The organism is Flavobacterium rivuli WB 3.3-2 = DSM 21788, assembly GCF_000378485.1.
Taxonomy (GTDB): Bacteria; Bacteroidota; Bacteroidia; order Flavobacteriales; family Flavobacteriaceae; genus Flavobacterium; species Flavobacterium rivuli.
This window is the reverse complement of sequence record NZ_KB899969.1, coordinates 289,290-316,054: the sequence shown is the minus strand read 5'-3', so window position 1 is coordinate 316,054 and position 26,765 is coordinate 289,290. Positions and strand designations below refer to the sequence as shown.

The 26,765-nt window shown below is 40.6% G+C and carries 24 protein-coding genes and 1 riboswitch; of the genes, 15 read left to right on the top strand and 9 right to left on the bottom strand.

Translation table 11 applies throughout. From position 1 onward, the window contains the following. Positions 1-68 precede the first annotated feature (68 nt). The 12 genes from F565_RS0110310 to F565_RS0110260 all read left to right on the top strand — a co-directional run bounded on the left by F565_RS0110310 (position 69) and on the right by F565_RS0110260 (position 14,189). A complete protein-coding gene (locus F565_RS0110310) occupies positions 69-896 on the top strand; it encodes a prephenate dehydratase (protein ID WP_020213146.1) in 828 nt (275 codons plus the stop codon). After that, on the top strand, positions 893-2,086 hold the full coding sequence (locus F565_RS0110305; RefSeq protein ID WP_020213145.1) for a pyridoxal phosphate-dependent aminotransferase: 1,194 nt from the start codon (positions 893-895) through the stop codon (positions 2,084-2,086). The genes F565_RS0110310 and F565_RS0110305 overlap by 4 nt, the downstream gene beginning before the upstream one ends. Further along, entirely contained in the window at positions 2,086-2,934 is an 849-nt protein-coding gene (locus tag F565_RS0110300) for a prephenate dehydrogenase (protein ID WP_020213144.1), read from the top strand. Before F565_RS0110305 ends, F565_RS0110300 begins: the two co-directional genes overlap by 1 nt. Before the next feature lie 87 nt (positions 2,935-3,021). Then, entirely contained in the window at positions 3,022-4,107 is a 1,086-nt protein-coding gene (locus F565_RS0110295) for a bifunctional 3-deoxy-7-phosphoheptulonate synthase/chorismate mutase type II (RefSeq protein WP_020213143.1), read from the top strand. A 96-nt stretch (positions 4,108-4,203) separates the two neighbouring features. Next, positions 4,204-5,172 (top strand): ribosome small subunit-dependent GTPase A, encoded by a 969-nt coding sequence (rsgA, locus tag F565_RS0110290; RefSeq protein WP_020213142.1) that lies wholly within the window; start codon positions 4,204-4,206, stop codon positions 5,170-5,172. Beyond that, positions 5,172-5,624: a D-aminoacyl-tRNA deacylase gene (dtd, locus tag F565_RS0110285; protein ID WP_020213141.1), complete on the top strand. Its 453-nt coding sequence runs from the start codon at positions 5,172-5,174 to the stop codon at positions 5,622-5,624. Before rsgA ends, dtd begins: the two co-directional genes overlap by 1 nt. Positions 5,625-5,679: 55 nt before the next feature. Next, positions 5,680-7,575, top strand: coding sequence for a DUF3857 domain-containing protein (locus tag F565_RS0110280; RefSeq protein ID WP_020213140.1), 1,896 nt, complete (start codon positions 5,680-5,682; stop codon positions 7,573-7,575). Between the two features lie 294 nt (positions 7,576-7,869). Continuing rightward, positions 7,870-9,813 (top strand): DUF3857 domain-containing protein, encoded by a 1,944-nt coding sequence (locus F565_RS0110275; RefSeq protein ID WP_020213139.1) that lies wholly within the window; start codon positions 7,870-7,872, stop codon positions 9,811-9,813. A gap of 32 nt (positions 9,814-9,845) precedes the next feature. Next, the gene (locus tag F565_RS0110270) at positions 9,846-11,852 is read left to right on the top strand and encodes a transglutaminase family protein (RefSeq protein WP_020213138.1); all 2,007 of its coding nucleotides are present in this window, start codon (positions 9,846-9,848) and stop codon (positions 11,850-11,852) included. Positions 11,853-12,068: 216 nt separating this feature from the next. Continuing rightward, positions 12,069-12,317, top strand: a complete 249-nt coding sequence (locus F565_RS22670) for a GIY-YIG nuclease family protein (protein ID WP_316931037.1) — start codon at positions 12,069-12,071, stop codon at positions 12,315-12,317. Positions 12,318-12,419: 102 nt separating this feature from the next. Next, positions 12,420-12,746, top strand: a complete 327-nt coding sequence (locus tag F565_RS0110265) for a nucleotide pyrophosphohydrolase (protein ID WP_020213137.1) — start codon at positions 12,420-12,422, stop codon at positions 12,744-12,746. Between the two features lie 45 nt (positions 12,747-12,791). Continuing rightward, a complete protein-coding gene (locus F565_RS0110260) occupies positions 12,792-14,189 on the top strand; it encodes a 3-phosphoshikimate 1-carboxyvinyltransferase (RefSeq protein ID WP_020213136.1) in 1,398 nt (465 codons plus the stop codon). Between the two features lie 41 nt (positions 14,190-14,230). On the opposite strand, the gene F565_RS0110255 is transcribed toward F565_RS0110260, so the two are convergent. Then, positions 14,231-15,100 carry a hypothetical protein gene (locus tag F565_RS0110255; protein WP_154652587.1) on the bottom strand — a complete coding sequence of 290 codons (870 nt, stop codon included), beginning with the start codon at positions 15,098-15,100 and terminating at the stop codon, positions 14,231-14,233. A 185-nt stretch (positions 15,101-15,285) separates the two neighbouring features. Here F565_RS0110255 and queA point away from each other — a divergent pair, with 185 nt between their 5' ends. Then, a complete protein-coding gene (gene queA, locus F565_RS0110250) occupies positions 15,286-16,335 on the top strand; it encodes a tRNA preQ1(34) S-adenosylmethionine ribosyltransferase-isomerase QueA (RefSeq protein ID WP_020213134.1) in 1,050 nt (349 codons plus the stop codon). Positions 16,336-16,934: 599 nt separating this feature from the next. Here the strand turns inward: queA and F565_RS0110245 are convergent. Beyond that, the gene (locus tag F565_RS0110245; protein ID WP_020213133.1) at positions 16,935-18,137 is read right to left on the bottom strand and encodes a retropepsin-like aspartic protease; all 1,203 of its coding nucleotides are present in this window, start codon (positions 18,135-18,137) and stop codon (positions 16,935-16,937) included. A 66-nt stretch (positions 18,138-18,203) separates the two neighbouring features. Then, positions 18,204-18,851, bottom strand: coding sequence for a thiaminase II (gene tenA / locus F565_RS0110240; RefSeq protein WP_020213132.1), 648 nt, complete (start codon positions 18,849-18,851; stop codon positions 18,204-18,206). A gap of 129 nt (positions 18,852-18,980) precedes the next feature. On the opposite strand from tenA, the gene F565_RS0110235 reads away from it, so the two are divergent. Continuing rightward, positions 18,981-19,547 (top strand): thioredoxin domain-containing protein, encoded by a 567-nt coding sequence (locus F565_RS0110235; RefSeq protein WP_020213131.1) that lies wholly within the window; start codon positions 18,981-18,983, stop codon positions 19,545-19,547. Positions 19,548-19,560: 13 nt separating this feature from the next. Here F565_RS0110235 and thiD read toward each other — a convergent pair whose 3' ends face one another. The 6 genes from thiD to F565_RS0110200 all read right to left on the bottom strand — a co-directional run bounded on the left by thiD (position 19,561) and on the right by F565_RS0110200 (position 24,954). Then, positions 19,561-20,391, bottom strand: coding sequence for a bifunctional hydroxymethylpyrimidine kinase/phosphomethylpyrimidine kinase (gene thiD, locus F565_RS0110230; RefSeq protein ID WP_020213130.1), 831 nt, complete (start codon positions 20,389-20,391; stop codon positions 19,561-19,563). Then, the gene (gene thiE / locus F565_RS0110225; RefSeq protein WP_231559612.1) at positions 20,388-21,038 is read right to left on the bottom strand and encodes a thiamine phosphate synthase; all 651 of its coding nucleotides are present in this window, start codon (positions 21,036-21,038) and stop codon (positions 20,388-20,390) included. Before thiE ends, thiD begins: the two co-directional genes overlap by 4 nt. Then, positions 21,016-21,822 (bottom strand): hydroxyethylthiazole kinase, encoded by an 807-nt coding sequence (gene thiM, locus F565_RS0110220; protein ID WP_020213128.1) that lies wholly within the window; start codon positions 21,820-21,822, stop codon positions 21,016-21,018. The genes thiE and thiM overlap by 23 nt, the downstream gene beginning before the upstream one ends. 58 nt (positions 21,823-21,880) lie before the next feature. Further along, positions 21,881-21,973: riboswitch (TPP riboswitch) on the bottom strand. A 103-nt stretch (positions 21,974-22,076) separates the two neighbouring features. Beyond that, on the bottom strand, positions 22,077-23,273 hold the full coding sequence (locus F565_RS0110215; RefSeq protein WP_020213127.1) for a retropepsin-like aspartic protease: 1,197 nt from the start codon (positions 23,271-23,273) through the stop codon (positions 22,077-22,079). 340 nt (positions 23,274-23,613) lie between these two features. Beyond that, positions 23,614-24,414, bottom strand: a complete 801-nt coding sequence (locus F565_RS0110205; protein ID WP_020213126.1) for a TIGR00266 family protein — start codon at positions 24,412-24,414, stop codon at positions 23,614-23,616. 165 nt (positions 24,415-24,579) lie between these two features. Next, positions 24,580-24,954: a YchJ family protein gene (locus F565_RS0110200; RefSeq protein ID WP_020213124.1), complete on the bottom strand. Its 375-nt coding sequence runs from the start codon at positions 24,952-24,954 to the stop codon at positions 24,580-24,582. A gap of 302 nt (positions 24,955-25,256) precedes the next feature. Here F565_RS0110200 and F565_RS0110190 point away from each other — a divergent pair, with 302 nt between their 5' ends. Beyond that, positions 25,257-25,859, top strand: a complete 603-nt coding sequence (locus tag F565_RS0110190) for a hypothetical protein (protein WP_020213122.1) — start codon at positions 25,257-25,259, stop codon at positions 25,857-25,859. The last annotated feature ends 906 nt before the right edge of the window (positions 25,860-26,765 follow it).

The following is a 26,765-nucleotide window of genomic DNA, read 5'->3' as shown; positions in this document are numbered from 1 at the left end:
CTTAAAAAGAAAATAAAACAATAGATATAATCCCGATGTAAGTCGGGATTTTTTTTTGCTCAAAATTTATGGAAACAAAAATTGCTATACAAGGTATAAAAGGGTCTTTTCACCATCAGGTGGCAGGCGAGTATTTTGGCACAGATACCATCCTGGAAGAATGCATGTCGTTCCCCATCCTCGTACAAAGCCTATTACAAAGCCGCACCGGGCTTGGCATTATGGCACTCGAAAATTCTATTGCCGGGTCCATAATTCCTAACTATGCGCTTATAGACCACAACAACCTGCACATTATAGGCGAGCATTACCTTAACATCCACATGAACCTTATGGCGCTGGAGGGGCAAACCGTAGAAGATATTACAGAGGTGCACTCCCACCCTATGGCATTGTTGCAATGCAGCGATTTCTTTGCACGCTACCCGCACATAAAACTGGTGGAAAGTGTAGATACCGCCGAAACTGCCCAACGCATACACAACAACAAAATAAAAGGCATGGGCGCCGTGGGAAGCCCCATTGCCGCAGAGATGTTTGGCTTGCCCATACTGGCAGCGGGCATACATAATATTAAGAATAACCAAACGCGCTTTGTTATCCTTAAAACGGTAAACAAGGCAATACCAAAAGAGGAGATCAATAAGGCATCGATAAAATTTGAGCTTGACGATACTCCAGGCAGCCTGGCAACATTGCTTAATGTAATGAACAACTGCAAGCTTAACCTTACCAAGATACAAAGCATGCCCATTGCCGAAACGCCTTTTAAATACTCATTTTTTGTAGATGTAACTTTCGAGAAATACAAGCACTACGAAAAGGCAAAAGCAATAATAGAACTAATGACCACCCACTTTAAAGTACTGGGCGAATATAAAAAAGGAAACGCATGATAGCACCCGCACAAAGGCTTGAAGAAGTAAAAGAATACTACTTTTCGGCAAAACTAAGGGAAGTACGCCAAATGGTAGCCGATGGCAAAAAGGTAATCAATATGGGTATCGGCAGCCCCGATATGCCACCATCTGAAGCAGTGATAAATGCCATAAGTGCATCCCTGCACGATGCTAAAGCCCACGAGTATCAAAGTTATCAGGGATTGCCGGAACTGCGCGAAGCTATCGCAGCGTTTTACAGCACGCACTTTGGCGTAAGCATTAACCCGGCAAACGAAATATTGCCACTAATGGGAAGTAAAGAAGGGATTATGCACATATCTATGGCTTTTTTAAACGAAGGCGATAAGGTGCTGATACCTAACCCGGGTTACCCAACGTATACATCGGCCACAAAACTGGTGGGTGCAGAACCGATTTTCTATAACTTATCTGCCGACAACAACTGGGAACCTGATTTTGAGGCTTTGGAAGCATTAGATTTATCATCGGTAAAAATAATGTGGGTTAACTATCCGCACATGCCTACAGGTGCTAAAGGCAGCAGGGCAATGTTTACAAAGTTAGTGGCATTTGCTACAAAACACAACATACTATTGGTAAATGACAACCCGTACAGCTTTGTGCTTAATGATGAGCAGTTATCTGTTTTCCAGACAGACGGTGCAAAAGATGTAGCGTTAGAACTGAACTCGCTTAGCAAGACCTTTAATATGGCCGGATGGCGCGTAGGTATGGTAAGCGGTAGTGCAACGTTGATAGATGCAGTACTAAAAGTAAAAAGCAATATGGACAGCGGTATGTTTTACGGCATACAAAAGGGTGCCATTGCTGCCTTGCAAAGCGGGCCGGACTGGTTTGCATCGCTTAACGCTGTGTATACCAAAAGGCGCGACCTTATTTTTAAACTGGCCGATTTGCTTGGCTGCACGTACGACCGTAATACGGCAGGGCTTTTTGTATGGGCAAAACTACCGGAAGGTATAGAAGATGCCGAAAAATATGTAGACAGCATATTGTATGACAAGCACATTTTCCTTACACCGGGAACGGTTTTTGGAAGCGCGGGAGAATGTTACGTACGCTTTTCACTGTGTGCCGATGAAAATATAATTTCTCAGGCTATCGCAAGGTTTGCGGTTTCAGAACCTGAAACTTTAAACTTTAAACCTGAAATTAACGACTAATGAAAGTATACGTAATAGGCTTAGGCTTAATAGGAGGTTCGCTTGCGCTGGACGTTAAAAGGGAATTCCCTGAAGCAGATATTTTTGGTATTGATGCCAATGCACAGCATGTTGAGGAAGCGACCTCGCTTGGTATAATTAGCAAGGCTGCTGTAATAGAAGACCTTATACATGCCGACTGGGTAATTGTTGCTGTACCGGTTAATTATATTGCGCAATTGCTGCCACAAATACTGGATAACATAAGCGAACATACCATAGTTTTTGATGCAGGCTCTACAAAGGCAGCCATTTGCAAAGCGGTAGAAAACCACCCTAACCGCAGGAATTTTATTGCCATGCACCCCATTGCAGGAACAGAGTTTTCGGGGCCATCGGCAGCGATAACGGGATTGTTTAACGGCAAGACCAACATTATTTGCGAGGTAGAAAAAACAGCCTTTAAGCTACAGGAAAAAGCACTGGCATTGTTTAACGCCATAGGCATGAGGATACGTTACATGGATCCAATTTCGCACGATACGCATATTGCTTATGTATCGCACCTGTCGCACATTAGTTCGTTCATGCTGGGCAAAACAGTTATAGAAAAAGAGAAAGACGAGCGCGACATTTTTGATATGGCAGGCAGCGGTTTTGCCAGTACGGTGCGCCTTGCCAAGAGTTCGCCCACCACATGGGCATCAATATTTAAAGAAAACAAAACAAACGTAAGCCAGGCATTGCAGCAGTATATTGCTAATTTACAAAACTTTCAGCAATTGCTGGATAATGAAGATTACAACGGCATGTTTGATGAAATGGAAAATACCAACAGGATAAAGAATATACTGAACGGGATAAGTTAAGACAGACAAAAAGATGATAGACGTTAGACAGAAGACGTTAGATGATAGATAATAGACATTAGATAAAAGATATAAAAATAAAGCATTATGGAAAATAGCACCGCACTACGCACATGGTTAGACGATTTCAAACTGGAACACCCTCTTGTAATTGCCGGGCCATGCAGCGCCGAAACCGAAGAGCAGGTATTAAAAATTGCACACGAACTTAAAGACAGCGATGTAAGCATATACCGCGCAGGCATCTGGAAGCCCCGCACCCGCCCGGGAGGGTTTGAGGGTGTAGGCGCCATTGGCCTTAAATGGCTGCAAAAAGCAAAAGCAGAAACAGGCCTGCTTATGGCTACAGAGGTGGCAAATGCTACCCATGTAAAACTGGCTTTAGAGCATGATATAGATGTATTGTGGATAGGTGCGCGCACTACGGTTAACCCTTTTGCAGTTCAGGAAATTGCCGATGCCCTGCAGGGAACAGATAAAATTGTACTGGTTAAAAACCCGGTAAACCCTGATTTGGCTTTATGGCTGGGGGGTGTAGAGCGTTTGTACAATGCAGGCATTACAAAGATTGGCGTTATACACCGTGGGTTTTCTACGTACGAAAAAACAAAGTACAGGAACATCCCGGAATGGCAACTGGCTATTGAGCTGCAAAATAAATTCCCTGATTTGCCGCTTATCATCGACCCGAGCCATATTACCGGCCGCAGGGACATGATTCAGGAGGTGTCTCAGCAGGCACTCGACCTTAACTACGACGGACTTATTATAGAAACCCACACCGACCCTGATAATGCATGGAGCGATGCTGCACAGCAGGTTACCCCTACCCGCCTTAAGCAAATTTTTGAAGACCTTAAAGTGCGTAAAGAAACCGGGCAGGGTGCTGATTATGACAGTAAAATGGCGGCATTGCGTGTAAGTATTGATGATTATGACAACAAAATAATAGAGATACTGGGCAAGCGTATGGCTGTAGCCGGCCATATAGGAGCTGTAAAAAAAGAATTTAATGTTGCCGTTTTACAAAACAAACGCTGGAACGAGATACTTGATAAAATGACGGCACAAGGCGCAGAGAAAGGTCTTACCGAAGATTTTATTGTAGATATTTTTAAGGCCATTCACCAGGAGAGTATTACGCATCAGGAAAAGGTGATAAACCAAAAATAATATTTTCTTTACAATAAAGATTACCCGCAACGGTAGCCTTTATTTTTTTAAAATTATTTAGCAATAAGGCTGTATCTATATTATTATCTTTGCAGTATGACAGGATTGGTATATAAATCTACGGGGAGCTGGTATACCGTAAAAACAGATGATGGTACTGCATACGAATGCCGTATAAAGGGTAAGCTGCGCATGAAGGGCATTAAAAGCACGAACCCCGTTGCCGTGGGCGACATAGTAGACTTTGACCTTGAAGAAACTACCGATACTGTTACCGGTATTATTACCGGCATACAGGAGAGGGAAAATTACATTGTACGAAAATCAGTGAACCTGTCTAAGCAAATGCACATTATTGCGAGCAATATAGACAAGCTTTTCCTATTGGTCACCATAAACAACCCGCCTACAACTACCAGTTTTATAGACCGCTTTCTTGTTACTGCCGAGGCTTATGGCATAACCGCTATTCTTGTTTTTAATAAAATTGACACGTATACCGAAGAAACGAAATACGAGCAAATGTACCTTGAGCACGTTTACAGTAAAATAGGCTATAAAAGCTTGAAGGTGTCATCTGAAACCCGCGAGGGGATTGAGGCGCTAATGGCAGAGATGAAGGATAACGTGAGTATGTTCTCCGGCCATTCGGGTGTGGGCAAAAGCACACTGGTAAACACCATTCAGCCGGAATTTAACCTTAAGACCAAAAAAATATCCGAACAGCACAGCCAGGGGCAGCACACCACTACTTTTGCCGAAATGTTTGACCTTGATTTTGGCGCAAAAATTATAGACACTCCCGGTATTCGCGGTTTTGGTATGGTAGATATGGAAAAAGCCGAGATAGGCCACTATTTCCCTGAGTTTTTTGCCATAAAAGACCAGTGCAAATACCACAACTGCCTGCATAAAGACGAACCCAATTGTGCTGTTAAAGAAGCCCTGGAAAATGAAGAAATAGCATGGTCGCGCTACCGCAGTTACCTGCAAATGCTGGATGGCGAAGACGAACATTACCGTACCGATATTTATGCTGACGGCAGAAACAATGATGCTGAATAATGAAAGCCGTACTGCAAAGGGTTAGCGAAGCATCTGTAACTATAGATGGCCATAAAGTAGCAGCTATACAAGCCGGCCTGCTTATACTTATAGGTATAGAAGATGCCGATACACAAGATGATATTTTATGGCTTACACAAAAAATTGCTAAGCTCAGGATCTTTAATGACCATGATGGCGTTATGAATGTATCGGTTCAGGATACCGGCGGCAATATTATTGTAGTTAGCCAGTTTACACTACATGCAAGTACTAAAAAAGGCAGCCGCCCTTCATACATTAAGGCTGCCCGCCCGGAAGTTGCAATTCCTCTTTATGAAGCATTTATAACACAAATGGGACACGAAACAGGAAAAAAAATACAAACAGGCCGCTTTGGTGCCGATATGAAAGTGGCTCTTGTAAATGATGGTCCTGTAACTATTATTATTGACACAAAAAATAAAGATTAAAAACGTTGTAGTTTATTAAATTCTTCTATTTTTGACCCAAAATAGAAAAATTAACATGATTTTAAGAACTGCTCTTCTTTTCATCGCGCTACTGCCTTTTAACGTTTTTGCACAGGAAAATTATAGCGTTGCCACCATACCTGCAAACCTTACAGAAAACACCAATGCTGTAATACGTACGGACCAGACCGATATAATTATAACGTCGAGAAAATTGATGGTTATAAAAACGGTACGTGCCGTTACGGTACTCAATAAACTGGGGCTACAGTATATGGATGATGGCGAATATTTTGATAAATCCACCACCATAAAAGCCATAGAGGTAAATATATATGACGAAAATGGTGCGCCCATTAAAAAAATAAAGCGCAAGGACTTTAAAGAACGAGCATTATCTGAAGGTTCTATAACCGATACTAAAATATTGTACATGGACTACACACCGGTGCAGTACCCTTTTACGATATTGTTTAACAGTGAGGTAGAAACATCAAACACTGCATTTATACCGCGCTGGTCGCCACAAAAAGGTTCGTTTGTAAGCACACAAAAATCGGGCATCAGTATAACCTGTCCGCAGGATCTTGGCTTCAAATATAAAGACTACAACTTTGGCGATGTTGCACTTAACAAAACACAGGCGGGCAATACCTTAAACCTGAGTTCAGAAAACATTCCGGCATTTCGCAGCGAAGATTATTCGCCATCGTTTTACAAAATCACACCGCACGTGCTTTTTGGGTTAGAAAAATTCCATCTGGAAGGTGTAGATGGCGAGGCAGCAACCTGGGGTAGCTTTGGGGCATGGGTATACGCCAGCCTGCTAACCGGTACAGACGAACTGCCGGTAGAAACCCAGAATAAAATAAAAAGCCTTGTAAGTACCGAGACTGATGTGCTTAAAAAAGCAAGTATAGTTTATAAATATGTGCAAAGCAAAACGCGCTACGTTAGCATACAACTGGGCATAGGCGGCTGGAAACCCATGCTGGCTAAAGATGTAGACCGCCTGGGCTATGGCGATTGTAAAGCCCTTAGTAATTATACCCGTGCACTGCTTAAGGTTGTGGACATAGATGCTTATTATGCCATTATTTATGGCGACACAAACAAGCGCGACATTCGCGAAGATTTTGTGAGCATGCAGGGCAACCATGCCGTGCTTGCAATACCTTACAACGGGCAACTGGTGTGGCTGGAATGCACAAGCCAAACGGCCCCTTTTGGTTTTCAGGGTGATTTTACCGATAACCGCATGGCACTGCTTGTAAAACCGGAGAAAGGCGAAATTGTGCGCACCCATGTATATAATGCAACAGGCAACACCCAGATAGCTAAAGGTGCTTATACTATTACAGATGCCGGCCTGTTAAGCGGCGGTGTGCAAATAGTAAGTAAAGGGTTGCAGTATGATGATAAGTATTATATGGAAAGAGAATCGGCAGAGGAGCTGGACAAGGCATATAAATCGCGTTTTAGGAATATCAACAACCTTAAGCTTAAAAAAACGGGCATTGTAAACAACAGCGACACTCAGGAACTTACCGAAGATATTACCCTTGAAGCAGAAGGCTATGGTAATAAAAGCGGCAACAGGATACTTTTTGCCATTAATGCCTTTAACCAGAGCAGTAGTGTACCGCAGCGTTACCGCAGCCGCAAACTTCCTTTTGAGATACGTACCGGCTTTTATGACCAGGATGAAATTACTATAAACCTGCCGGCAGGCTTTACTATGGAGGCTAAACCGGAAAACACGACCATTACAGAGAAATTTGGCGAGTATAAAACCGAGTACAAAGTAATAAGCCCTACCCAAATGGTTTATAAGCGCACACTGATTGTTAACGATGGTTCTTATGCCAGCAGCGAGTATGAAAACTACAGGCTGTTTAGGGAAAAAATTGCGCGTAATGATAATGCCAAAGTGGTACTTGTTAAAAATTAATACCCCTTAAGCTGATTGCAATTACTGTTGCTAAAGTTTTTACCACAAAGAGCACAAAGTTTTCACAAAGAATACAAAGCGATGTAATAAATATAATATGCACATGCCGCTGTGAGCGGAAGGACACAAAGCTAATACACAAAGCCTTGTGTTCTTCAATCCTGATAATCAGGATTGTCATGTATACCAAAGAATTGAGTTTGACTTAGTGTCCCCTCGTGAAAACTCAGTGCCCTTTGTGGTAAAAAAATTAAAGCAGATAAAATAAACTATTGTATGGTAATAACTGATAAGATGAAAAAGACGGTAATAGCACTCCTGCTCATAATTAGCATGCAGGGTTATGCACAGGTAGTTATTCCGGAAATACCTAAAATAACAAAAGAAGACCTTGCCGAAAAAGTGCATCCGCAGGATAGTGCCGCCAGCGCGGCTTATTTATATCGTGCCGGTAAAACATGGTTTGAGCTTAGTGGCAATACCTGGTTTATGAAAACCGAAATATTTACACGCCTTAAAATATATAAAAAAGAGGGCTACAGCTATGCCAACCCCCAGATTACATTTTACAGCGGAGACCGTTTAGCCACAGGATATTTTGGCGAAGCCAACACCTACAACCTTACGGGCGGTATCCTTGAAAAAGCGGCACTAAAAAAAGACAGTGAGTTTGCAAAAGAAGTGCGTAAAGATGTTACAGAGAAAAAAATAACACTGCCCAATGTAAGGGAAGGCAGTATTATAGAATATAAGTATACCATAACAACACCCTATTTTTCTGACCTGCGGGATTTTTATTTTCAGTTTAATATTCCTGCAAATAATGTACGGTATGATGTATGGGTACCCACTTACTTTTATTACAACATCTTTATAAAGAACCCCAAAGTAGTTGTAGAATCGGAAAGTAAAAAGGTTTACAACAACCGGACAGATAGTAATGAAACGTACCGCTATTATACCTCAAAAAATGTGAAGGCCATTAAGGATGAAGCCTATGTAGATAATATAGAGAATTATACGGCTACCGTACAACATGAACTTGCGGCAGTATCATTGCCCAACCAGGAAGTAAAGTATTACAGCAACGACTGGAAAACAGTTGCCAAAAAAATATACGAGAACAACAGTTTTGGCTGGGAGCTAAGGTATGATTCTTATTTTGAAGATGATATAGACCCATTGCTTACTAAAGGCATGAGCAACACAGACAAAGCTACCCTGATATTTAACTATGTAAAAGCCCGCATGAACTGGAATGGCGAATTTGGCTACCTGTGCGATACCGGTGTAAAAAAAGCCTATGCTGCCAAGGCAGGCAACGTAGCCGAAATTAACCTTATGCTTACGGCAATGCTGCGCCACGCAAAGCTGGATGCCAACCCTGTATTGGTAAGTACCCGTGCTAATGGTGTGGCTATGTACCCTACCCGATCTGCCTATAATTATGTAATTGCTGCGGTTAAAATAGATGATAAGATGGTGCTTTTGGATGCCACTGCTAAATATACCCAACCTAATATTTTACCCATCAGGGCTATTAACTGGGTAGGCAGGCTTATAAAAAGAAATGGTGAAACAGAAGAGATAAACCTTGTACCTAAAACGGTAGCTAAAGAGGCTGTAACCTTAATGTGCACCATTAACCCCGATGGTACGGTAGCCGGTAAAATACGCGACCAGTACATGGACCATAATGCCTATTTATTTAGAGATAAATATACCGGTATGCAGCAGGATAATTACCTGGAAAATATGGAAGATAAATATAAGGGCATTACCATAAACGATTACAAGATAACCAATGAGAAAGATGTAACCAAACCACTTATAGAGGAGTACAGCTTTACCCATAATAATGTTGCCGATGTTATAGGCAATAAAATTTACCTTAGCCCTATGCTGTTTTTTAAGCGGCACGAAAATCCTTTTAAACAGGAAACGAGAGAGTACCCTGTAGATTTTGCTTTCCCGTACCAGGATAAGTATGCTATTAACTTAAAAGTGCCCGATGGTTACACCATAGAGTCTTTGCCAAAACCCATATCAATTACTATGGAGGAGAACATTGGCAATTTTAAATACAACATCCTTGTTACCGGCAATAACATACAGCTATCTGTAACTTTCGAGATAAACCTCCCTAATGTATCGGCAGATTATTACAAGACCCTAAAAGATTTCTACCAAAAAATGTTAGAAAAACAAAATGAGCAAATAGTGCTTGTAAAAGCATAAAACCAAACAATTACACCAACAAACCACCACCCATGAAATCGATTAATTTAGTAGTGTTGTTACTACTTGCAGGCTTTGCAGCCCATGCCCAAAAGTATGAGCTGGGCGTTGTTACAAAAGAAGAACTTGAAGAAAAAGCACATCCGCTGGAACCATCTGCCGGTGCTGCAATTTTATACAGCAAAGGCTTGTCAAGAATGGTATATTCCGACAGGGATGGCTTCAACCTTATTACAGAGGTGGAAATGAAGATCAAGATCTATAATAAAGATGGCTACGACTGGGCAAATAAATATATAGCCTTTTATAGTTCTGACACCGATAAGGAAAGTGTAGATATAAATAAAGCCGTAACCTACAACCTTACAGGCGGTGCTATTAAAAAAACAAAATTAAAGAGCGAGGGCGAGTTTACAGAAAAAGTAAATAAGAATTGGAAACAAAAAAAGATAATGATGCCCGATGTAAAAGAAGGCAGCATTATAGAAATTGAATATACTATAAGGTCGCCATTTATAAGCGTATTGCCGGAGTGGCGTTTTCAGGAAAGCATCCCCGTTAACCACTCAGAGTATGCAACAAGAATACCTGAATACTATACCTTTAACCCTAACTTTAGAGGCTATTATGTTCCTAAAATTACAAAATCGTCGGGTACTGCCTCTATAACATCCATTAACAAAGAGCGCACAGGGGTATATGCAACTAAAACTACATTTTCTACCGATAAAACAGATTATCAGGAATACACTACCGTTTATTCGCTCGATAAACTTCCATCCATGAAAGATGAAAGCTATGTAAACAACATCGATAATTATTCGGCCAGTATAGAGCATGAGCTATCTATGACAAAATATCCTAATGCACCGGTAAAAACATACTCTAACAATTGGGAAGATGTTGCAAATACCATTTATAAATTTGACGATTTTGGGCCGGAACTTAAAAGGACGGGGTACTTTGAGGCAGACGTTACGGCGCTGCTTGCAGGTATTACATCTCCGGCAGAGAAAGCAGCTGCAATTTTTAACTACGTAAAGAACAGGATGAACTGGAATAAGTTTACCGGTTACTCGTGCGATACCGGTGTTAAAAAAGCCTATACAGATAAGGTGGGCAATACTGCCGAAATCAATCTTATGCTTACGGCAATGCTGCGCTATGCGGGGCTCGATGCTAACCCTGTACTGGTAAGTACCCGTAGTAATAAAATTGCGCTTTTCCCGGCTCGTACTGCTTTTAACTATGTTATTGCCGCCGTTACTATAGATGGTAAAACGCTGCTAATGGATGCCACTACAAAATGGGGTACGCCAAATATATTGCCCATGCGTGCCATTAACTGGAATGGCCGCCTGATAAGAAACGACGGTACATCGGCAGAAGTGGGCCTTACCCCAAATGCAATATCTAAAGAGGTAGTGAGTGTTACAGCAACGTTAGATAAAGACGGTAAAGTAAGCGGCAAAGCGCGCGATACTTATTTTGATTATAATGCATTCCTTTTCAGGGAAAACTACAACGGCCTTAGCCAGGAAAGCTACCTCGAAAAACTGGAAAGCGGCATTAAAGGTTTAGAAATAAGCAATTATAAACTGAGCAACGAAAAAGATCTTAGCAAACCCGTTGTTGAAGATTATGATTTTACAAACAATAATGTGGCCGATATTATAGGCGATAAAATATACATAAACCCTATGTTGTTTTTAGCAAAGGCAGAAAACCCTTTTAAGCAGGAAAAGCGCGAATACCCTATAGATTTTGTTTTTCCGCACCAGGATAAATACACCATAGGCATTAACCTGCCCGACGGTTATACGGTAGAGACTTTGCCACAACCCATTGCCCTTACTATGGAAGACAATATGGGCAGCTTTAAATATAACCTTGTTGCAAACGGAAGGCAAATACAGGTTGCCGTAACTATGGATATAAATTTTGCCACCGTGGGCGCTGATTATTATGCCACACTAAAAAGCTTTTACCAAAAAATGATCGAGAAACAAAACGAAAAGATCGTGCTTAAAAAATCGTAAGGTTTTAAAGAGTATTTTGTCATACTGACGAAGGAAGGATCTCTTAATTATAAATAATGGAGATTCTTCGACTGCGCTGCGCTGCGCTCAGAATGACACAGTGCTTATAACATAGAGTATGTCATTCTGACGAAGGAAGAATCTCAAAATTTTTAAGCTGACATAAGATGTATAAAACTTTAGGTACGCATAACTATTACGTGTATATTTTGACTAATATACATTGGCGTTACAAACGAACTAAGGGAGCGTTTATATACCCATAGAAATCCAGATGTACTTTCTAAAGCGTTTACAGCAAAATATAAATGTTATTATCTTATTTATTGGGAACAATACTCAGATATAGATACAGCAATAGACAGGGAAAAGCAATTAAAAGGATGGACAAGGAATAAAAAAGATAAGCTAATTTTAGACTTCAATCCTACTTTGAAATTTTTAAATGACGAAATTCAAGATTGAAATTCTTCGGCTGCGTTGCACTTCGCTCAGAATGACACCTTAGATACAGTCTCTTTTTATAAGAAATCCTTACTTTTATAACCTCAACATTACACCCATAAAATGAACATACAAAACGCACAACTGGACGTAGACAACTGGATAAAAGAGCATGGCGTACGCTACTTTAACGAGCTTACCAATATGGCTCAGCTTACCGAGGAAGTAGGCGAAGTTGCCCGTATTATTGCACGCCGCTATGGCGAGCAAAGCGAAAAGGAAAGCGACAAGAATAAAGACCTGGGCGAAGAACTTGCCGATGTGGTTTTTGTAGTATTATGCCTCGCTAACCAAACAGGTATTAACCTGCAGGATGCCTTTGATAAAAAGATGGACTTAAAAAGTGGCCGCGACCATGACCGCCACCATAATAACGAGAAGCTTAAATAAATTTCTTATTTTTGGCTTAGCGGCATATTTTGTCCGGAAACGATTATGGATATTACATTACAATTACACAAGCCTGTAGCATCTGCAGCAATTACAATAACGGGAAGCAAATCAGAAACTAACAGGCTGCTGTTACTGCAGGCGTTGTATCCCGGCATAAGCATACAAAACATATCAGAGTCGGATGATAGTATTGCCATGCAAAATGCACTGGCAAGTACGGGTAATGTTATAGACATTCATCATGCAGGTACCGCCATGCGTTTTCTTACAGCTTATTTTGCTTTGCAGCAAGGCCGTACGGTAACCCTAACAGGGTCGCAGCGCATGCGCGAACGCCCAATAGGTGTATTAGTAGATGCCCTGCGCAGCCTTGGTGCCACTATAGAGTATGTAGAAAATGAGGGCTTCCCCCCTCTTAAAATAACAGGGCAGCAGCTTACTAAAAGTAGTGTTGCCATTAATGCCGGTGTAAGCAGCCAGTACATTACCGCGCTATTGCTTATAGCAGGCCGCCTTGAAAACGGACTCGAACTTACTCTTGAGGGCGAGCTAACGTCTATCCCGTACATTAAAATGACATTGGGGCTGCTGAATGAAGTGGGTATAGAAAACAGTTTTGAGGGAAATACCATTACTGTAAAATCAGCAATGGGCAATCAGCAATGGGCAAACCTAAATGAGGATAAATCTCAAAATACAAATACCAAATTACAAACCGAAGAGAAATCTAAAATAGCTGAGAGTGAAGCTCAATCTGACATCTCAAATCTGAAATCTGAAATCTCGAAGGAATCTGAAATAACTGTGGAGAGCGACTGGAGTTCGGCTTCCTACTTTTATTCGATAGTGGCATTGGCTGACGAAGGTACAGCGATAACCCTGTCTTCTTACAGGCAAAACAGTTTACAGGGCGATAGTGCCCTGGCAGAAATCTATAAGGAGCTGGGTGTGGAAACTGTTTTTAGAAATAACTCTATTACGCTAACGAAGCTGAACTATCAACCGGCAACCATCAACTTCGACCTTAACAACACTCCTGATATTGCCCAGACTATTGCCGTAACCTGTTTTGGTTTAGGTACAGGTTGCCACCTAACAGGATTGCACACTTTAAAAATTAAGGAAACCGACCGCCTTGAAGCCCTTAAAACTGAACTGGAAAAATTTGGTGCAACAATATCTGTCACAGACCATAGCCTGGCTTTACAGCCACATAATTTATTCAACCCAAGTGAAGCTCACTCCCTCTCCTTTGGAGAGGGCCGGGGTGAGGCTGCCGTTTTTGTAGCAACTTATAACGACCACCGTATGGCTATGGCATTTGCACCGCTTGCCATTAAAACCCCCGTAGGCATTAATGATGCCGGCGTAGTATCTAAATCGTACCCTACATTTTGGGACGATATGAAGGTGTTGGGGTTTGAGGTTGACACTTTGTAATCGTGTAAGTTGGTAAAGAGAATAATTGTTTGTGGCCCGGGTTATTTTTTTATTTGGTAAAAGCCTTTTTCGGTATTCCAGACTAAGTTGTTATGGTTTTTATCCCAAAAATTTCTCCACCAGTTAGCGTCTTTATTTTCGTCAGTCTTCTCATCGCCAAATAGCATCCCTAAATAAGACAAGGTGTAGGTATCCGGGTTACAATAGTTCGCCGATGATGTTTTGTCTTTTGGCATCTCATCAAGATTGTAAATATTTTTTAGACACTTCTTAATAATATCAGTTTTTAGAGGGTTTTCCTGTAGTGATATTATTAACGCTTTTGTCGCTTCAGGAGCGCTTATTTCAGCAATTTTTGCATTCTTAAATTCCACAGGTTTAAACTCTGTAACAGGTTTATTAGACAAAAAGTCTAACCATTTATTTTTAAGTATAGAAAGTTCTTTTTTGGTTGTGTTAATTGTCACAAAGCCAAAGTTTTTCTTTGTAAGCGATTGCAATATTTGGTTTGACCTGCCTGCCACAGTAAACAAATCATTATCCATAACAAGGCCTTTCCCTTCAAATATGATATCGCCGGTAGTTATCCTGTCCCAAATTATTAAACGGCTCGTTCCTTTTAATTTTGTTTGCTTATCATTGGCAACCTGTTTAGCCAGTTCTTTAAGGTAAAGCGTATCTTTAGTGTAATTATTTATAGAAGCGTTTAATGTTAAAAATACTTCTGCCCAGCTTTCATCATTTACATTCTTTGCCAAAAGCTCCTTTGAAGTTAACTTTTGGGCATCGTTATACATTTCTAACGTATAATTTTCAATATTTTGCTGGCTCCACGACATTAATAACTTTTGGCAAAATAAGTTACTGCTGCACAATAATATCATAACTAAAAGTATACCTTTTTTCTTCATTCTTTTATAATTATAATTATTAGTTTTATCCAAATACCCCAATTAAATAAGCACTTACTGAAGCTTATTACTTAAAAATTATTACGAATTTATTTGTATATAATTTCTTTTATTGTAAATATATTGCAAAACACTTGACAACGCCTCCTTTGCAGTAGTATATTTGCATACATTTAAACGTATATATGAAATTATCAAACTTCAATTTCAACCTGCCCAAAGAGCTACTGGCAGAATATCCCTCAGAAAACAGGGATGAGTCAAGGTTAATGGTTATAGACCGTAAAACCAAAACCATAGAGCACAGGCAGTTTAAAGATGTTATAGATTATTTTGGCGAGGGCGATGTAATGGTGCTTAACAACACTAAAGTATTTCCTGCCCGCCTTTATGGCAATAAAGAAAAAACCGGTGCCCGTATAGAGGTGTTCCTTTTAAGGGAACTAAACTCTGAACAGCGCCTGTGGGATGTTTTAGTAGACCCTGCACGTAAGATACGTATTGGTAACAAACTGTATTTTGGCGACGACGACAGCCTTGTAGCCGAGGTTATAGACAACACTACTTCCCGCGGAAGGACGCTTCGATTTTTATACGACGGTTCTTACGAAGAATTCAGGAACAAACTTACAGAGCTGGGAGAAACCCCAATACCTAAATACATAAACCGTGAGGTAGAGCCTGAAGATGCAGAGCGTTACCAAACTATTTATGCTAAAGAAGAAGGTGCTGTTGCAGCGCCTACTGCTGGCCTTCACTTTTCTAAACACTTACTTAAAAGGTTAGAGATTAAAGGTGTAGACTTTGCCGAAATCACGCTTCACGTAGGGCTTGGTACTTTTAACCCGGTTGAGGTAGAAGACCTTTCTAAACATAAAATGGATAGTGAAGAGCTTATTATTACCCAAAAAGCCTGCGATATTGTAAATAACGCTAAAGCTAAAAAAGGTAAGATTTGTGCTGTAGGTACTACAAGCATGAGGGGCATGGAAAGTTCGGTTTCATCGCAGCGCACCCTTAACCCGTATGTGGGGTGGACTAACAAGTTTATTTTCCCTCCGTACGATTTTAGCGTGGCAGACTGTATGATAACTAACTTCCATACGCCAAAAAGTACATTGCTTATGATGATATCTGCCTTTATGGGCCACGACCTTATGAAAAGAGCTTATGAAGAGGCAATTGCCGAAGGTTATAAGTTTTACACTTATGGCGATGCAATGCTTATACTATAATTACATTTTTATGTAATGCAAAAAAGCGGCTTTAATAAGGCCGCTTTTTTTTGTAATATACTATGTAGTTCTAAAATTTTGAACAAATCTGTGTCATTCTGAGCGGAGTGCAACGTAGCCGAAGAATCTCAATCTCTAAAATAGATTCTTTCTTCGTGTCACGCAAAGGCGCAGAGCCGCGAAACTGTCTGGAGAAATTGTTATTCAGCGACTGCTATGTCGCAAAGCTTTGCGTCTCTGCGCCTTTGCGTGATAAAAATATCCATGTCAGAAATAGCACGAACAAGGCAGCAGCTATTGACTTTGTAAAGTAAGTTATTTATAGGTTTAAATGTCACGCAAAGACGCAGAGACGCAAAGCGGGGAATCAATATACAGGAGTACTTCAGCGACTGTTAAGTCGCAAAGCCTTGCGGCTCTACGCCTTTGCGTAGCAAAAATTGGGAACAATTTATAGTTCTAATAATTTTGAGATTTCTCCACTTCGTTGCACTACGGTCGAAATGGAACACAAGCTCTCACATTCGACGAAGGAGAAATTCATAACAATTAAATACGGCAGTTCTTTATCTGCTTCGTTTTATTTACAGATAACAAAATCAATCCTCCTTACTAACCTCAAGTTCCTTTATCTCGCCGGTGTTTACATCGCGCAATACCAACTTTGCCATCTGGCTTGCCGATTTATGCGAACTCGTTAGTATGCTGCATACATCTACCCCTTCGTAGGTTTTACCATCAAACTGCAAGATCTCGTCGCCGGGTAAAATAATGTTGTTCCATAACTTGCCCCATACAATGCCCACTACCAGCTTGTTATTTTTAACGGTTGGGGTAAAAGGCCAGTCGGTAGCTTCTAAGTCTATCGCTCCTGTTTTATACGGTTCAAAATAAAAGGTTTTGTTTTTATAATCAAGCGTTACCAAACCATGCTTAAATAAATTAGCCCCAATGCGCGAACTGTCGCCATAAGTAGTCTCGGTGGTAATATCTTTAAAAGCAACACCGTTTAGCAACAATTGCGGAGCGGTAACTTTATAGTAATTTTCATCTACGGCAGCACCGTTAAGCCCTATGGTAAAACTCCCTACAGCCTCTGCCTGAAGTTGGAATAAATTTATAGGTTTAAAAACCGTTTGGTAGGCTTGCATGCTCAGGTCATAAAAACTATCCATGCCCGAATCGAACAGCACGTGGTCCCTGCCTTTACTCTTGCCGTTAGACAACGCTATCCACACATACGGGTTGCTTTGCACAGGTGTAAGCTGCATAGCAGATGCATACTTTTTATTAAGTGCCAGTTTTTTAGGGTCATCTGTAAGTGTGAGCGTATGCGTTTTAGACGAAAACTGCACAATAGAGTTGCGCAACAGGTTGCTTCCTATAAGTCCGTCTACATTAAAACACTCAAAAATAGTGGCATCTTTTACAACCACCGTAGGGATATTGTTAAACACCACGCTGCCCAGCTTTATGTTTTGTAGTGCCACCACCTGCAGGTCGTCTACAATACCCGCCTGGTCGCTAACCGGCACATTGCTAAGTACGGCAGGGTGCAGCTCGTTAAATACTTTTGGGGTAATGCTCATACCGGCACCGGTATCTACAATAAAGCGGTAGGGTTTACCCTGTATGGTACATGCCACAATTACTTTACTTTTTACCTCTGTATACGGTATCTGGGTAAAATAATTTTTTTGGCTTGTACCCCCCTGGTTAAGGCTGCCTATGCTTTGTGCCAATAAAATATTCCCTTTAATAAGGAGTATAAAACAACAAAGCCTGAGTAATTTTTTAAGCATAAATAGTTTATAGTAAGTTGTGCGAATGTACTATAACTTATGCCAATAAAAAAAACGCGCGGGCCTTTACCATGTTTCTAATTTGTAGGCACTGTCCCAAAAGGCAAATTCCAGCCTGCTTGCCGTTATAAAAGCTGCCGTCATGGCTTCCTGTTGGGCAGGTGTGGCAATAGCAGCCGCTGCATCGCACAAGGCAATTGCTTTATCTACAATACCTCCAAACTCTTCTCCTGCGTAAGTAGCAATCCAGTCGGCATACGGATTTTCACCTTGCGATTGATGTTGCAGTATATGGTCGCCCACCTTTTTATAGATCCAGAAACACGGCAGCACGGCCGCCATGGCAACAGCGACATCTGCCCCGTAAGCCATGCTTTGCATAAAGTGTACATAGTGGTGGCAGGTGGGCGATATTGGCGCACGCTCAGCTACTTGATACTGTTTAAAATAACCGTCGTGCAGCGCGCGCTCTACTACTATGGCACCTTCGGCAAAGCGCACAAAGTCTAACATAGTGTTTACATCAGTTACTTTTGCTGCAATTACCGATAGTGTACGGGCAAAGTATTCCAGGTAATGCGCATCCTGCTGCATGTAGTATTTAAACTTTTCGAGGTCGAGTGTCCCCGCGGCCAGTTCTTTTATAAAAGGCATTGCCGTAATAGTATTATATATGGGCAGGGCTTCATGCCATGCGGTGTTACTCCATTTCATTAGTTAATTTAGTTTAGTTTAAATATTATTGTACTATATGCAACCATTTTAAAAGTTTTAGCGTCTATAATTATATAACCGGGCCTGTGCTTTTAAGTTTCTTTCTAACCAATTAATAACCAATAAACCATGAAACAATTTCTTATACTGTGCGTTTTTGCATGTTATTTTTGTGCCTGTGCACAACAAACTACTGAAAGTAAAGCAACACCAACCAATGTAAATATTGTAAGCGTTGACAGTAACGATATTTATAAACTGGCACAACAATCTGGCAAAAAGAATACCCTGTTTTACACCTTTGGCATTTGGTGCGAGCCGTGCCGCCTGCATTTACCTACAGCAATTAAAGTGGCTAAAGATTATGATCTGGACTTTTATGTGTTACTGGTCGATCCGCAAAACAGTAATAAAATTATCGGCGCAGTAGATTATCTGCAAAAACTCGACAAGGATATTAAAATCGCTGTTTTAAAAGATGCTGTGTATGGCGATAAAACCCAAAAACGAAACACGAAGTTTGTTGCCGAAATTACACCACCACAGTTTGAAATGATTGATGATTATTCTAAATATATTTTACTTAACAACGCAGGCAAAGTTATAATGGTTACTAATTGGCAGGACAATCCTGATAGTTGGGAAGACGACAGCGATATGGTACAAATTAAGATCGTTCCTTTAATAAAAAATTAAGTTTTAAAAATTATCATTCAACATTAAGTATCATTTTTTGAGGGTTATAAAAGTGGTTCAGCGGGCCGTGGCCTTTGCCTGTGGTAACATCTTTACCGTGTAAAATAGCACCGTGAACATAGTCCTGCGCTAATGCTACGGCCTGTGCTAAAGTTTCGCCACGTGCAATATAAGCAGCTATGGCCGACGACAATGTGCAACCCGAACCGTGCATATTTTTGGTTTCAATTTTATGAGATGTAAAACGCTTGATAGTTCCATCGGCGGCAAAAAGCAGGGAGGTAAGTTGGTTTTGCTGCAGGTGCCCGCCTTTAAGCAAAAGCGCCTTGCAGCCCTGCTCCATTATTATTTTACCTGCTGTTTCCATATCGTTTACGGTTGCTATTGGCATGCCCGCTAATAATGCCGCCTCATCAAGATTTGGTGTAATGAGTGCAGACAGCGGAAAAAGTTCAGATACTAAATGCGTAACGGTTTCCTGCGCTATAAGCCTGTCGCCGCTGGTGGCTACCATAACAGGGTCGAGTATTACGGGTATATCAGGATACTGGCGTAGCGCATTGGCAATTACAACAACCAGTTCAGGGCTGTGTACCATCCCTATTTTTATGGCAAGAGGGCGAATGTCCTGCAATACGGCATCGAGCTGTGCTTTTACAAAGGCTGGCGGTACGCTGTGTATAGCTGTAACTCCAAGGGTATTTTGTGCCGTTAGGGCTGTAATAACGCTCATGCCATAGCAACCTAAAGCCGAGAACGTTTTTATATCGGCCTGGATGCCCGCCCCGCCACCGGAATCAGATCCTGCAATGGTAAGCACCGCAGGGTACGTACATTTTTTCATAATGCTTTTTCTATTTGATTGCGAATGGCTTCGGCGGCATTCGCCGGATCTTCTGCCCCGCATATTGCCGAAACTACTGCAATGCAATCGGCTCCTGCGGTAATAACACCATAGGCGTTATCTGCATTCATCCGGCCTATGGCTACAAGGGGCTTATTTGTCAGCGTTTTTATTTTGGCTATGCCTTCAAGTCCCCACTCTGTAACGGTGTTGGTTTTTGTGGGTGTGCTAAACACCGGGCTAATACCCAGGTGCGTTGCGTGGCTAACCTCATCTTTATACAATTGCTCAATATATTCTATAGAGTAGCCCAGCATTGTACACTTCGGCCATTGCTGCATTACTAATGATGGTGGCAAATCTGTATTGCCCACATGCAGGCCACGGGCACCGCACGCAAGCGCAACATCTATATTGTCGTTTATAATTAAGGGTACGTTGTAGTTGTCTAACATGTTTTTTAACCTGACTGCCACTTTTGCAAAGGCTTCAAAGCTTTTATGCTTTTCCCGTAGCTGTACCACCTGCACACCACCTTTAATGGCTTGTTCTGTTACCCAAACAATATCACGGCCTTTACAATCGGCTTCGCTTATCACTAAATATAACCGGTAAGGGAAGGCACTATTCATTAAGCTGTTGTGCATTTACGGTTTGGTAAAATTCGGTTTCAGTAATATTATAAAGTTTATCGAGTAAATTTACCTGTAAGCTTCCCGGCCCTGATGATTGCTCTTCGGCTAACTGGCCCCCTACACCCAGCAGTGCCATTGCCGCCGCCGTAGCCTTAAAAACATCGTGTGGCTCGTTACCCACAAATGCAGCTACGAGCGCACTTGCTGTGCAGCCCAGCCCGGTAACCTGCTGCATTAGCGTATGCCCGTTTGTAAGTAATATCTGGGTACTGCCATTTATAATAACATCTGTAGCGCCAGATACGCATATTACACTGCCAAAATTTGCATTGAGCCATTTGGCGGCCACAATAGCATCGGTACTAAGGTGCACACTATCTACACCCTTTGTTTTTTGCCGGCTCATTTTGGCAAGAGCCATAATTTCTGAAGCATTGCCGCGAATAACCGTGGGCTTAAAAGCTAACAATGCTGCAATCGTTTCGTCGCGATAGGTGGTTGCGCCTGCCCCAACAGGGTCCAGTACCCAGGGCTTGTTACTTTCATGTGCCTTTTGTGCTGCAAGAAGCATGCTTTGTACCCAGTACTCATCGAGCGTGCCTATGTTTATAACTGTGGCACTGCAAAGGGTAACCATATCTTTAACTTCGGCATGGGCGTGTGCCATTATGGGCGACGCACCCGCTGCCAAAAGAGCATTGGCAGTATTGTTCATTACCACATAGTTAGTAATGTTATGTACAAGTGGAGAATTTTTTCTTACAGAAATGATGGATTGCCAAAGAGACTCTTTCATATTTTTTAAGTTTAAATAAATATGGCAATAGAGCCTCCTGTAAAAATGGAGTTAGGAACGGTGTTCCTGCGCTTTTCCCTACGACGGTACTAACCGCGTCAGGTTCAAAGGGACTCTCTCAATTCTTTTCAGAATACCCCTAAAGCCAAAGTGTAAATATAAGGATTGTTTTTTTACAATGCTAACAACGGTCAAAATCGTGAATGGAAGATATCCATCCTTAACTGCCGGAGGAATTATTGCAGAGAAGAAAGCTACTTCGTTACTTCAAATGTTTTAACCTCGCCTGTTTTAGCATCTTTAAGTACAAGGGTTGCTTTTGTAGCCGTTGAAACCTGCTCTGCAACCATTGCTTCGCATATATCGGCATTTTCATAATTAGTGCCATTAAAAGAAATTATATAGTCGCCCTGATTAATTTTACCCTCCCATTCTTTATCCCATACCAGCCCTACTACTATCTTGCCATCTTTTGCAGTAGGTATAAACGGCCAGCTTTTTTCGGCAAGGTCTTTAGCTTCATTAACAAATGGTTCAAAATAGAATTTGTTATTAATATAATCCAGTGTAACCGTGCCGTATTTAAAAAGTTCGGCACCAATGCGCGACGATGAACCATGTGTAGTGATGGTAGTTACATTTTTAAAGGTGTAACCATTTATTTTCAATTCGGGGGCAAGCAGCCTGTAGCTTTCCTCATCATCAGATATTCCGTGCAAACCAAATGAATAACTCCCTACCGCCTTTGCCTCTATTGTTAACAGGTTTACTGTTGCTAACACTTCTTTAAAACCCTTATAAGAAAGGTCGTAAAAACTGGCCATTCCACTATCAAACAAAAGATTATCCGTTAGGTGCATTTCGCCATTAAGCACGTCAATTTTAATAACAGGGTTGCTTTGCCCCTTATCTGTAAGCATTTTAGAGGCATATTTGCTTTTAAGGTTAAGCTGCTTTGGTTTATCTGTAATGGTTACTAACCGGGTTTGCGATGCAAATTGCACTACAGAGTTGCGCAGCATGTTACTGCCTATAAGCCCATCTACTTTATAACAATCAAACAGTTGTGTTTCTTTTAATACCATTGCAGGTATATCGTTAAAAGTAACATCGCCCAGTTGTACACTATTTAATGATACTATCTGCAGGCTATCTGTCTTGCCACTCTGGTCGATTACCGGAATATGGTTAATAACCTGCGGGTTAAGTTCTTTATACAATTTTGGTGTAATGGTAGTTGCAGCACCGGTATCTACTATAAAACTATAAGGCTTGCCATTTATATGGCATTGCACAATAACTTTTGTTTTAACGTCTTTATAGGGTATGGTTGTAAAATATTTTTTTTGCTTTGTGCCCCCTTTGTTCATTGTGAAATTTTTTTGGGCAGACAAAACAGTGGTGCTTAACAGTGCCGCAACGAAAAAGATTTTAAGTAATAATTGTTTCATAAAGGTGTGGTTAATGTATAGTGGGAATATCAAAAGTTACGCCAAAAAAAACAATTGATTAGTGATTATGGTTTCATCCCAATACGGGTTTTAAGTCCGCAATCCGGGTTAACCCAAAGGTTATACCAATTATTAATATAATCCAGTCTAAATAATTGTCACGCAAAGTAAAATTAAATAGCAGAAAAATCAGGCTAATATATATTCATAAATGGTATTATCTGCCGGGATACGTTTTCTGCAAAAAAAATCCCATTCCGATGAAACAGAAACCCGGTTTTTGCAGAGATTCCTCCTTCGTCGAAATGGAAAAAAAGTATAGTTCTAATATTTCAGAAAATTAAAACCTGTTATCGCCATCGAGCAAGTTACCCAGGCCTCCCAGTATGCTGCCTTCGCCACGTTGCTGCCCGCCGCCCTGCGGTGCAGATGCATATATCCTGCCGGCAAGCCTGCTAAACGGCAACGACTGTATGTATACAATGCCGGGGCCGCGCAGTGTGGCATAAAATAAGCCCTCGCCACCAAAAACAGTATTTTTAATACCGCCTATAAATTCTATATTATAATCTACCGTTTGAGAAAAGCCTACAATACAGCCGGTATCTACCTTAAGCACTTCGCCGCTGCCCAGCTCTTTACGTGCCAGTGTACCGCCGGCATGTATAAAGGCAAGGCCATCGCCTTCCAGTTTTTGCATAATAAAACCCTCACCGCCAAAAAGCCCACGCCCCAGGTTTTTAGAAAACTCTATACCCACGGTTACGCCCTTTGCAGCACACAAAAAGGCATCCTTCTGGCAAATAAATTTACCGTTAAACTGCCTTAAATCTAAGGGTACAATTTTACCGGGATACGGCGATGCAAAACTTACCCTACGCACGCCTTTATCCTGGTTATGGAATACTGTCATGAAAAGGCTTTCGCCGGTAAGGAGCCTTTTGCCCGCCGAAAACAGCTTGCCCATTAAGCCCTCATTCTGGTTAGCGCCATCGCCAAAAATGGTGTTCATTTGTATGCCGTTGTCCATCATCATAAAGCTTCCTGCCTCTGCCACAACAGCCTCCTGTGGGTCGAGCTCTATCTCTACATATTGCATTTCTTCACCATAAATTTGGTAGTCAATTTCGTGTGATGTCATTATATTGGATTTTTAGATTGTATGATTTAAGACTATTAGATGATACCAAGCCGTTTTTGTTACACCTATCTTACCCAAATTTTAGGCAGGCTTACATCATTTGTAAATTTATATTCCAATGCATTTAAGAATGTCACGCAAATATTTGGACGCTTAACTTTGGCATTAATATTCTCCATTTACATAATACCAGCTACCACCCTCTTTTATAAATGCCGATTTTTCATGATGCACTTGTGCATGCAGTAAATTATCAAAGTAATAGGCTTTAAACTCTACAGTGGTTTCGGTTGCATTTAGTACTTCCAGCTTAAGCCACCGGTTGCTTTTTGCCCATTTTAAAATGGCTGCTTTGCTATGGTGCCTGCGTTCTTTTGGCGCCGTGGTTTGCCATAAATAATGGGCATCATGCACGGCATACGCGCTATACCGGGAGCGCATTAAAGCCTCGGCCGTAGGCACAGCAATTACTCCTTTAATATAAGGTTGGCAACAATTATCAAAAAAAATTCCCGAACCGCAGTAACATTGTAAAGCCATATTTTTATATTGTAAAGCAAAGGTATACAGGATTTACATTTAAAACTTATTAGAGTATAGTAAACATTATTGTATCTTATTACATAACGGCAACGCAGATTGTAGCCATTATCTTATAATAAAAATAAGGTAGGCTATTTTGTAAAAAAGTATTATTTATTTTATAGTTATTTTTAAGCAGAAGTGCTGTAAATACAACCATAATTTATTTATTTTGCATCTTTTTTTGGTTTGTAAAACCTTAAATTTGGGAAGAAATTAAGAATATTTATTAAGTTTTTAAATCAAAATAAATCTTATATATGGATATACCTACTATTAAACAAAGTATTGCCAACTGGCATAATGTGTTAAACAATACTCCTAAACTTCTTGAGTATTTTGGACAGGGCAACTGTTTTCTTTACAATTTTGTACAGGCAATGGGCACAGGGTCAGATTATGTGCATGCCTACCCTGCAGTAAAAAACGGGCAGTTCATTTTTTTAATGATACCGTCTAAGTACGATACACCTGCTTATGCTGCCACAATTAATAATTATGTAACCGAATGCGATGTGGCATTGCAGCTAAAAGACAACCGTATATCTAAAAAGGAAGCGTCAAAGCGCATTACTGCATGGAATAATAATTATACTACATGGACACCTGCACAGGTGGCATCGGCAGTAGGAATGTTTCAGGCATTTGCCATACATGTAAGCGATTTTGAGCCTGCTGCTAACCCTACCAGGACAATTAATTTCGGCTTAATAGCTCAGCCAACGCTGGCACAGCAATTTACTGCCGACCTTATTGTTACCAATATAGAAATGACGGCTACCTATTATGATGATATGGTCGAGTCCGTACCGCCTTTTAGCACAAGTGCTGCCCAGTCAAGTTTTTATTTATTACAACTTTAAGTATTAATGACATTCTCTAAATTTGCATCTTATCTGGGCTACGTAAGCAGTATAGCATTAGTTATCGGTTTAGTAATAGGTTTTTTGTTTTACAAAAAATTAGATCGGTTACATAAACGCATCCTAATTTATATGGCACTTATGCTTGCAGTAGATATTGCATGCAGGATTTTGCAATATTACAAACATCCTAATATGATTGTTCTTCCCATATTCAGTTTTGCTGAGTTATTATTTTTTGTATATATATACAATAGCTATTTGCTTAAAAAAGAAAGTAAAATAATAATAGGTTTGGGTCTTTTAGCGCTGGTATATATTATTGCAGAGTTTTTACAATATTTTGTTTTTAATACACTCAATTTAAAACAGTTTCAGCCATATTGCAAAATAACTGATAATTTTGTTATAATTATTATGGCATTAGCCTTTTACTATCAAAAGATGAACAGCTTTAATGAAACCAAGTGGAACAACTTTAGATTGAATACGGCCATACTTATTTACTTTACTATAAATACAATCATTTACATACCCTTCAATTTTATTATAAATGAAAATATCGGCGTGAGGTTCTATATATGGATGGTAAATATTGTAATCATTTTACTATTCTATAGTTACCTGAGTATTTTAATCTGGAAAAACGGCAGGCGAGTCATTGCGAAATCTTAACAAAGCGATAATCAACAAAAGCAGGCTGGTAATTACTTCGCCTGCTTTTTTATGTTTTTTCAACTCATTGTTGAATTTGTCAATGTTTATTGTTTATTTCGCGGCCTGATAAAATTAGGATCTCACCTGTAAGAAAGCAATATGAGTTTGAGAGATTTTTCCCATTACCTTGGGTATGTAAGTACCGCAATATTATGCATTGCCATGCTACGAACAATGTTCTTCCATAAA

Bases quoted from the DNA above. Each gene is read 5' to 3' on its own strand.
- F565_RS0110305 (WP_020213145.1), top strand. From the start codon at position 893: ATGATAGCACCCGCACAAAGGCTTGAAGAAGTAAAAGAATACTACTTT.
- rsgA (WP_020213142.1), top strand. From the start codon at position 4,204: ATGACAGGATTGGTATATAAATCTACGGGGAGCTGGTATACCGTAAAA.
- F565_RS0110310 (WP_020213146.1), top strand. From the start codon at position 69: ATGGAAACAAAAATTGCTATACAAGGTATAAAAGGGTCTTTTCACCAT.
- F565_RS0110295 (WP_020213143.1), top strand. From the start codon at position 3,022: ATGGAAAATAGCACCGCACTACGCACATGGTTAGACGATTTCAAACTG.
- dtd (WP_020213141.1), top strand. From the start codon at position 5,172: ATGAAAGCCGTACTGCAAAGGGTTAGCGAAGCATCTGTAACTATAGAT.
- thiE (WP_231559612.1), bottom strand. From the start codon at position 21,038: ATGCACAACAGCTTAATGAATAGTGCCTTCCCTTACCGGTTATATTTA.
- F565_RS0110235 (WP_020213131.1), top strand. From the start codon at position 18,981: ATGAAACAATTTCTTATACTGTGCGTTTTTGCATGTTATTTTTGTGCC.
- F565_RS0110300 (WP_020213144.1), top strand. From the start codon at position 2,086: ATGAAAGTATACGTAATAGGCTTAGGCTTAATAGGAGGTTCGCTTGCG.
- thiD (WP_020213130.1), bottom strand. From the start codon at position 20,391: ATGAAAAAATGTACGTACCCTGCGGTGCTTACCATTGCAGGATCTGAT.
- F565_RS0110280 (WP_020213140.1), top strand. From the start codon at position 5,680: ATGATTTTAAGAACTGCTCTTCTTTTCATCGCGCTACTGCCTTTTAAC.
- thiM (WP_020213128.1), bottom strand. From the start codon at position 21,822: ATGAAAGAGTCTCTTTGGCAATCCATCATTTCTGTAAGAAAAAATTCT.
- F565_RS0110265 (WP_020213137.1), top strand. From the start codon at position 12,420: ATGAACATACAAAACGCACAACTGGACGTAGACAACTGGATAAAAGAG.
- F565_RS0110275 (WP_020213139.1), top strand. From the start codon at position 7,870: ATGAAAAAGACGGTAATAGCACTCCTGCTCATAATTAGCATGCAGGGT.
- F565_RS0110200 (WP_020213124.1), bottom strand. From the start codon at position 24,954: ATGGCTTTACAATGTTACTGCGGTTCGGGAATTTTTTTTGATAATTGT.
- queA (WP_020213134.1), top strand. From the start codon at position 15,286: ATGAAATTATCAAACTTCAATTTCAACCTGCCCAAAGAGCTACTGGCA.
- F565_RS0110260 (WP_020213136.1), top strand. From the start codon at position 12,792: ATGGATATTACATTACAATTACACAAGCCTGTAGCATCTGCAGCAATT.
- F565_RS0110190 (WP_020213122.1), top strand. From the start codon at position 25,257: ATGGATATACCTACTATTAAACAAAGTATTGCCAACTGGCATAATGTG.
- F565_RS0110255 (WP_154652587.1), bottom strand. From the start codon at position 15,100: ATGAAGAAAAAAGGTATACTTTTAGTTATGATATTATTGTGCAGCAGT.
- F565_RS0110205 (WP_020213126.1), bottom strand. From the start codon at position 24,414: ATGACATCACACGAAATTGACTACCAAATTTATGGTGAAGAAATGCAA.
- F565_RS0110215 (WP_020213127.1), bottom strand. From the start codon at position 23,273: ATGAAACAATTATTACTTAAAATCTTTTTCGTTGCGGCACTGTTAAGC.
- F565_RS0110245 (WP_020213133.1), bottom strand. From the start codon at position 18,137: ATGCTTAAAAAATTACTCAGGCTTTGTTGTTTTATACTCCTTATTAAA.
- F565_RS0110270 (WP_020213138.1), top strand. From the start codon at position 9,846: ATGAAATCGATTAATTTAGTAGTGTTGTTACTACTTGCAGGCTTTGCA.
- tenA (WP_020213132.1), bottom strand. From the start codon at position 18,851: ATGAAATGGAGTAACACCGCATGGCATGAAGCCCTGCCCATATATAAT.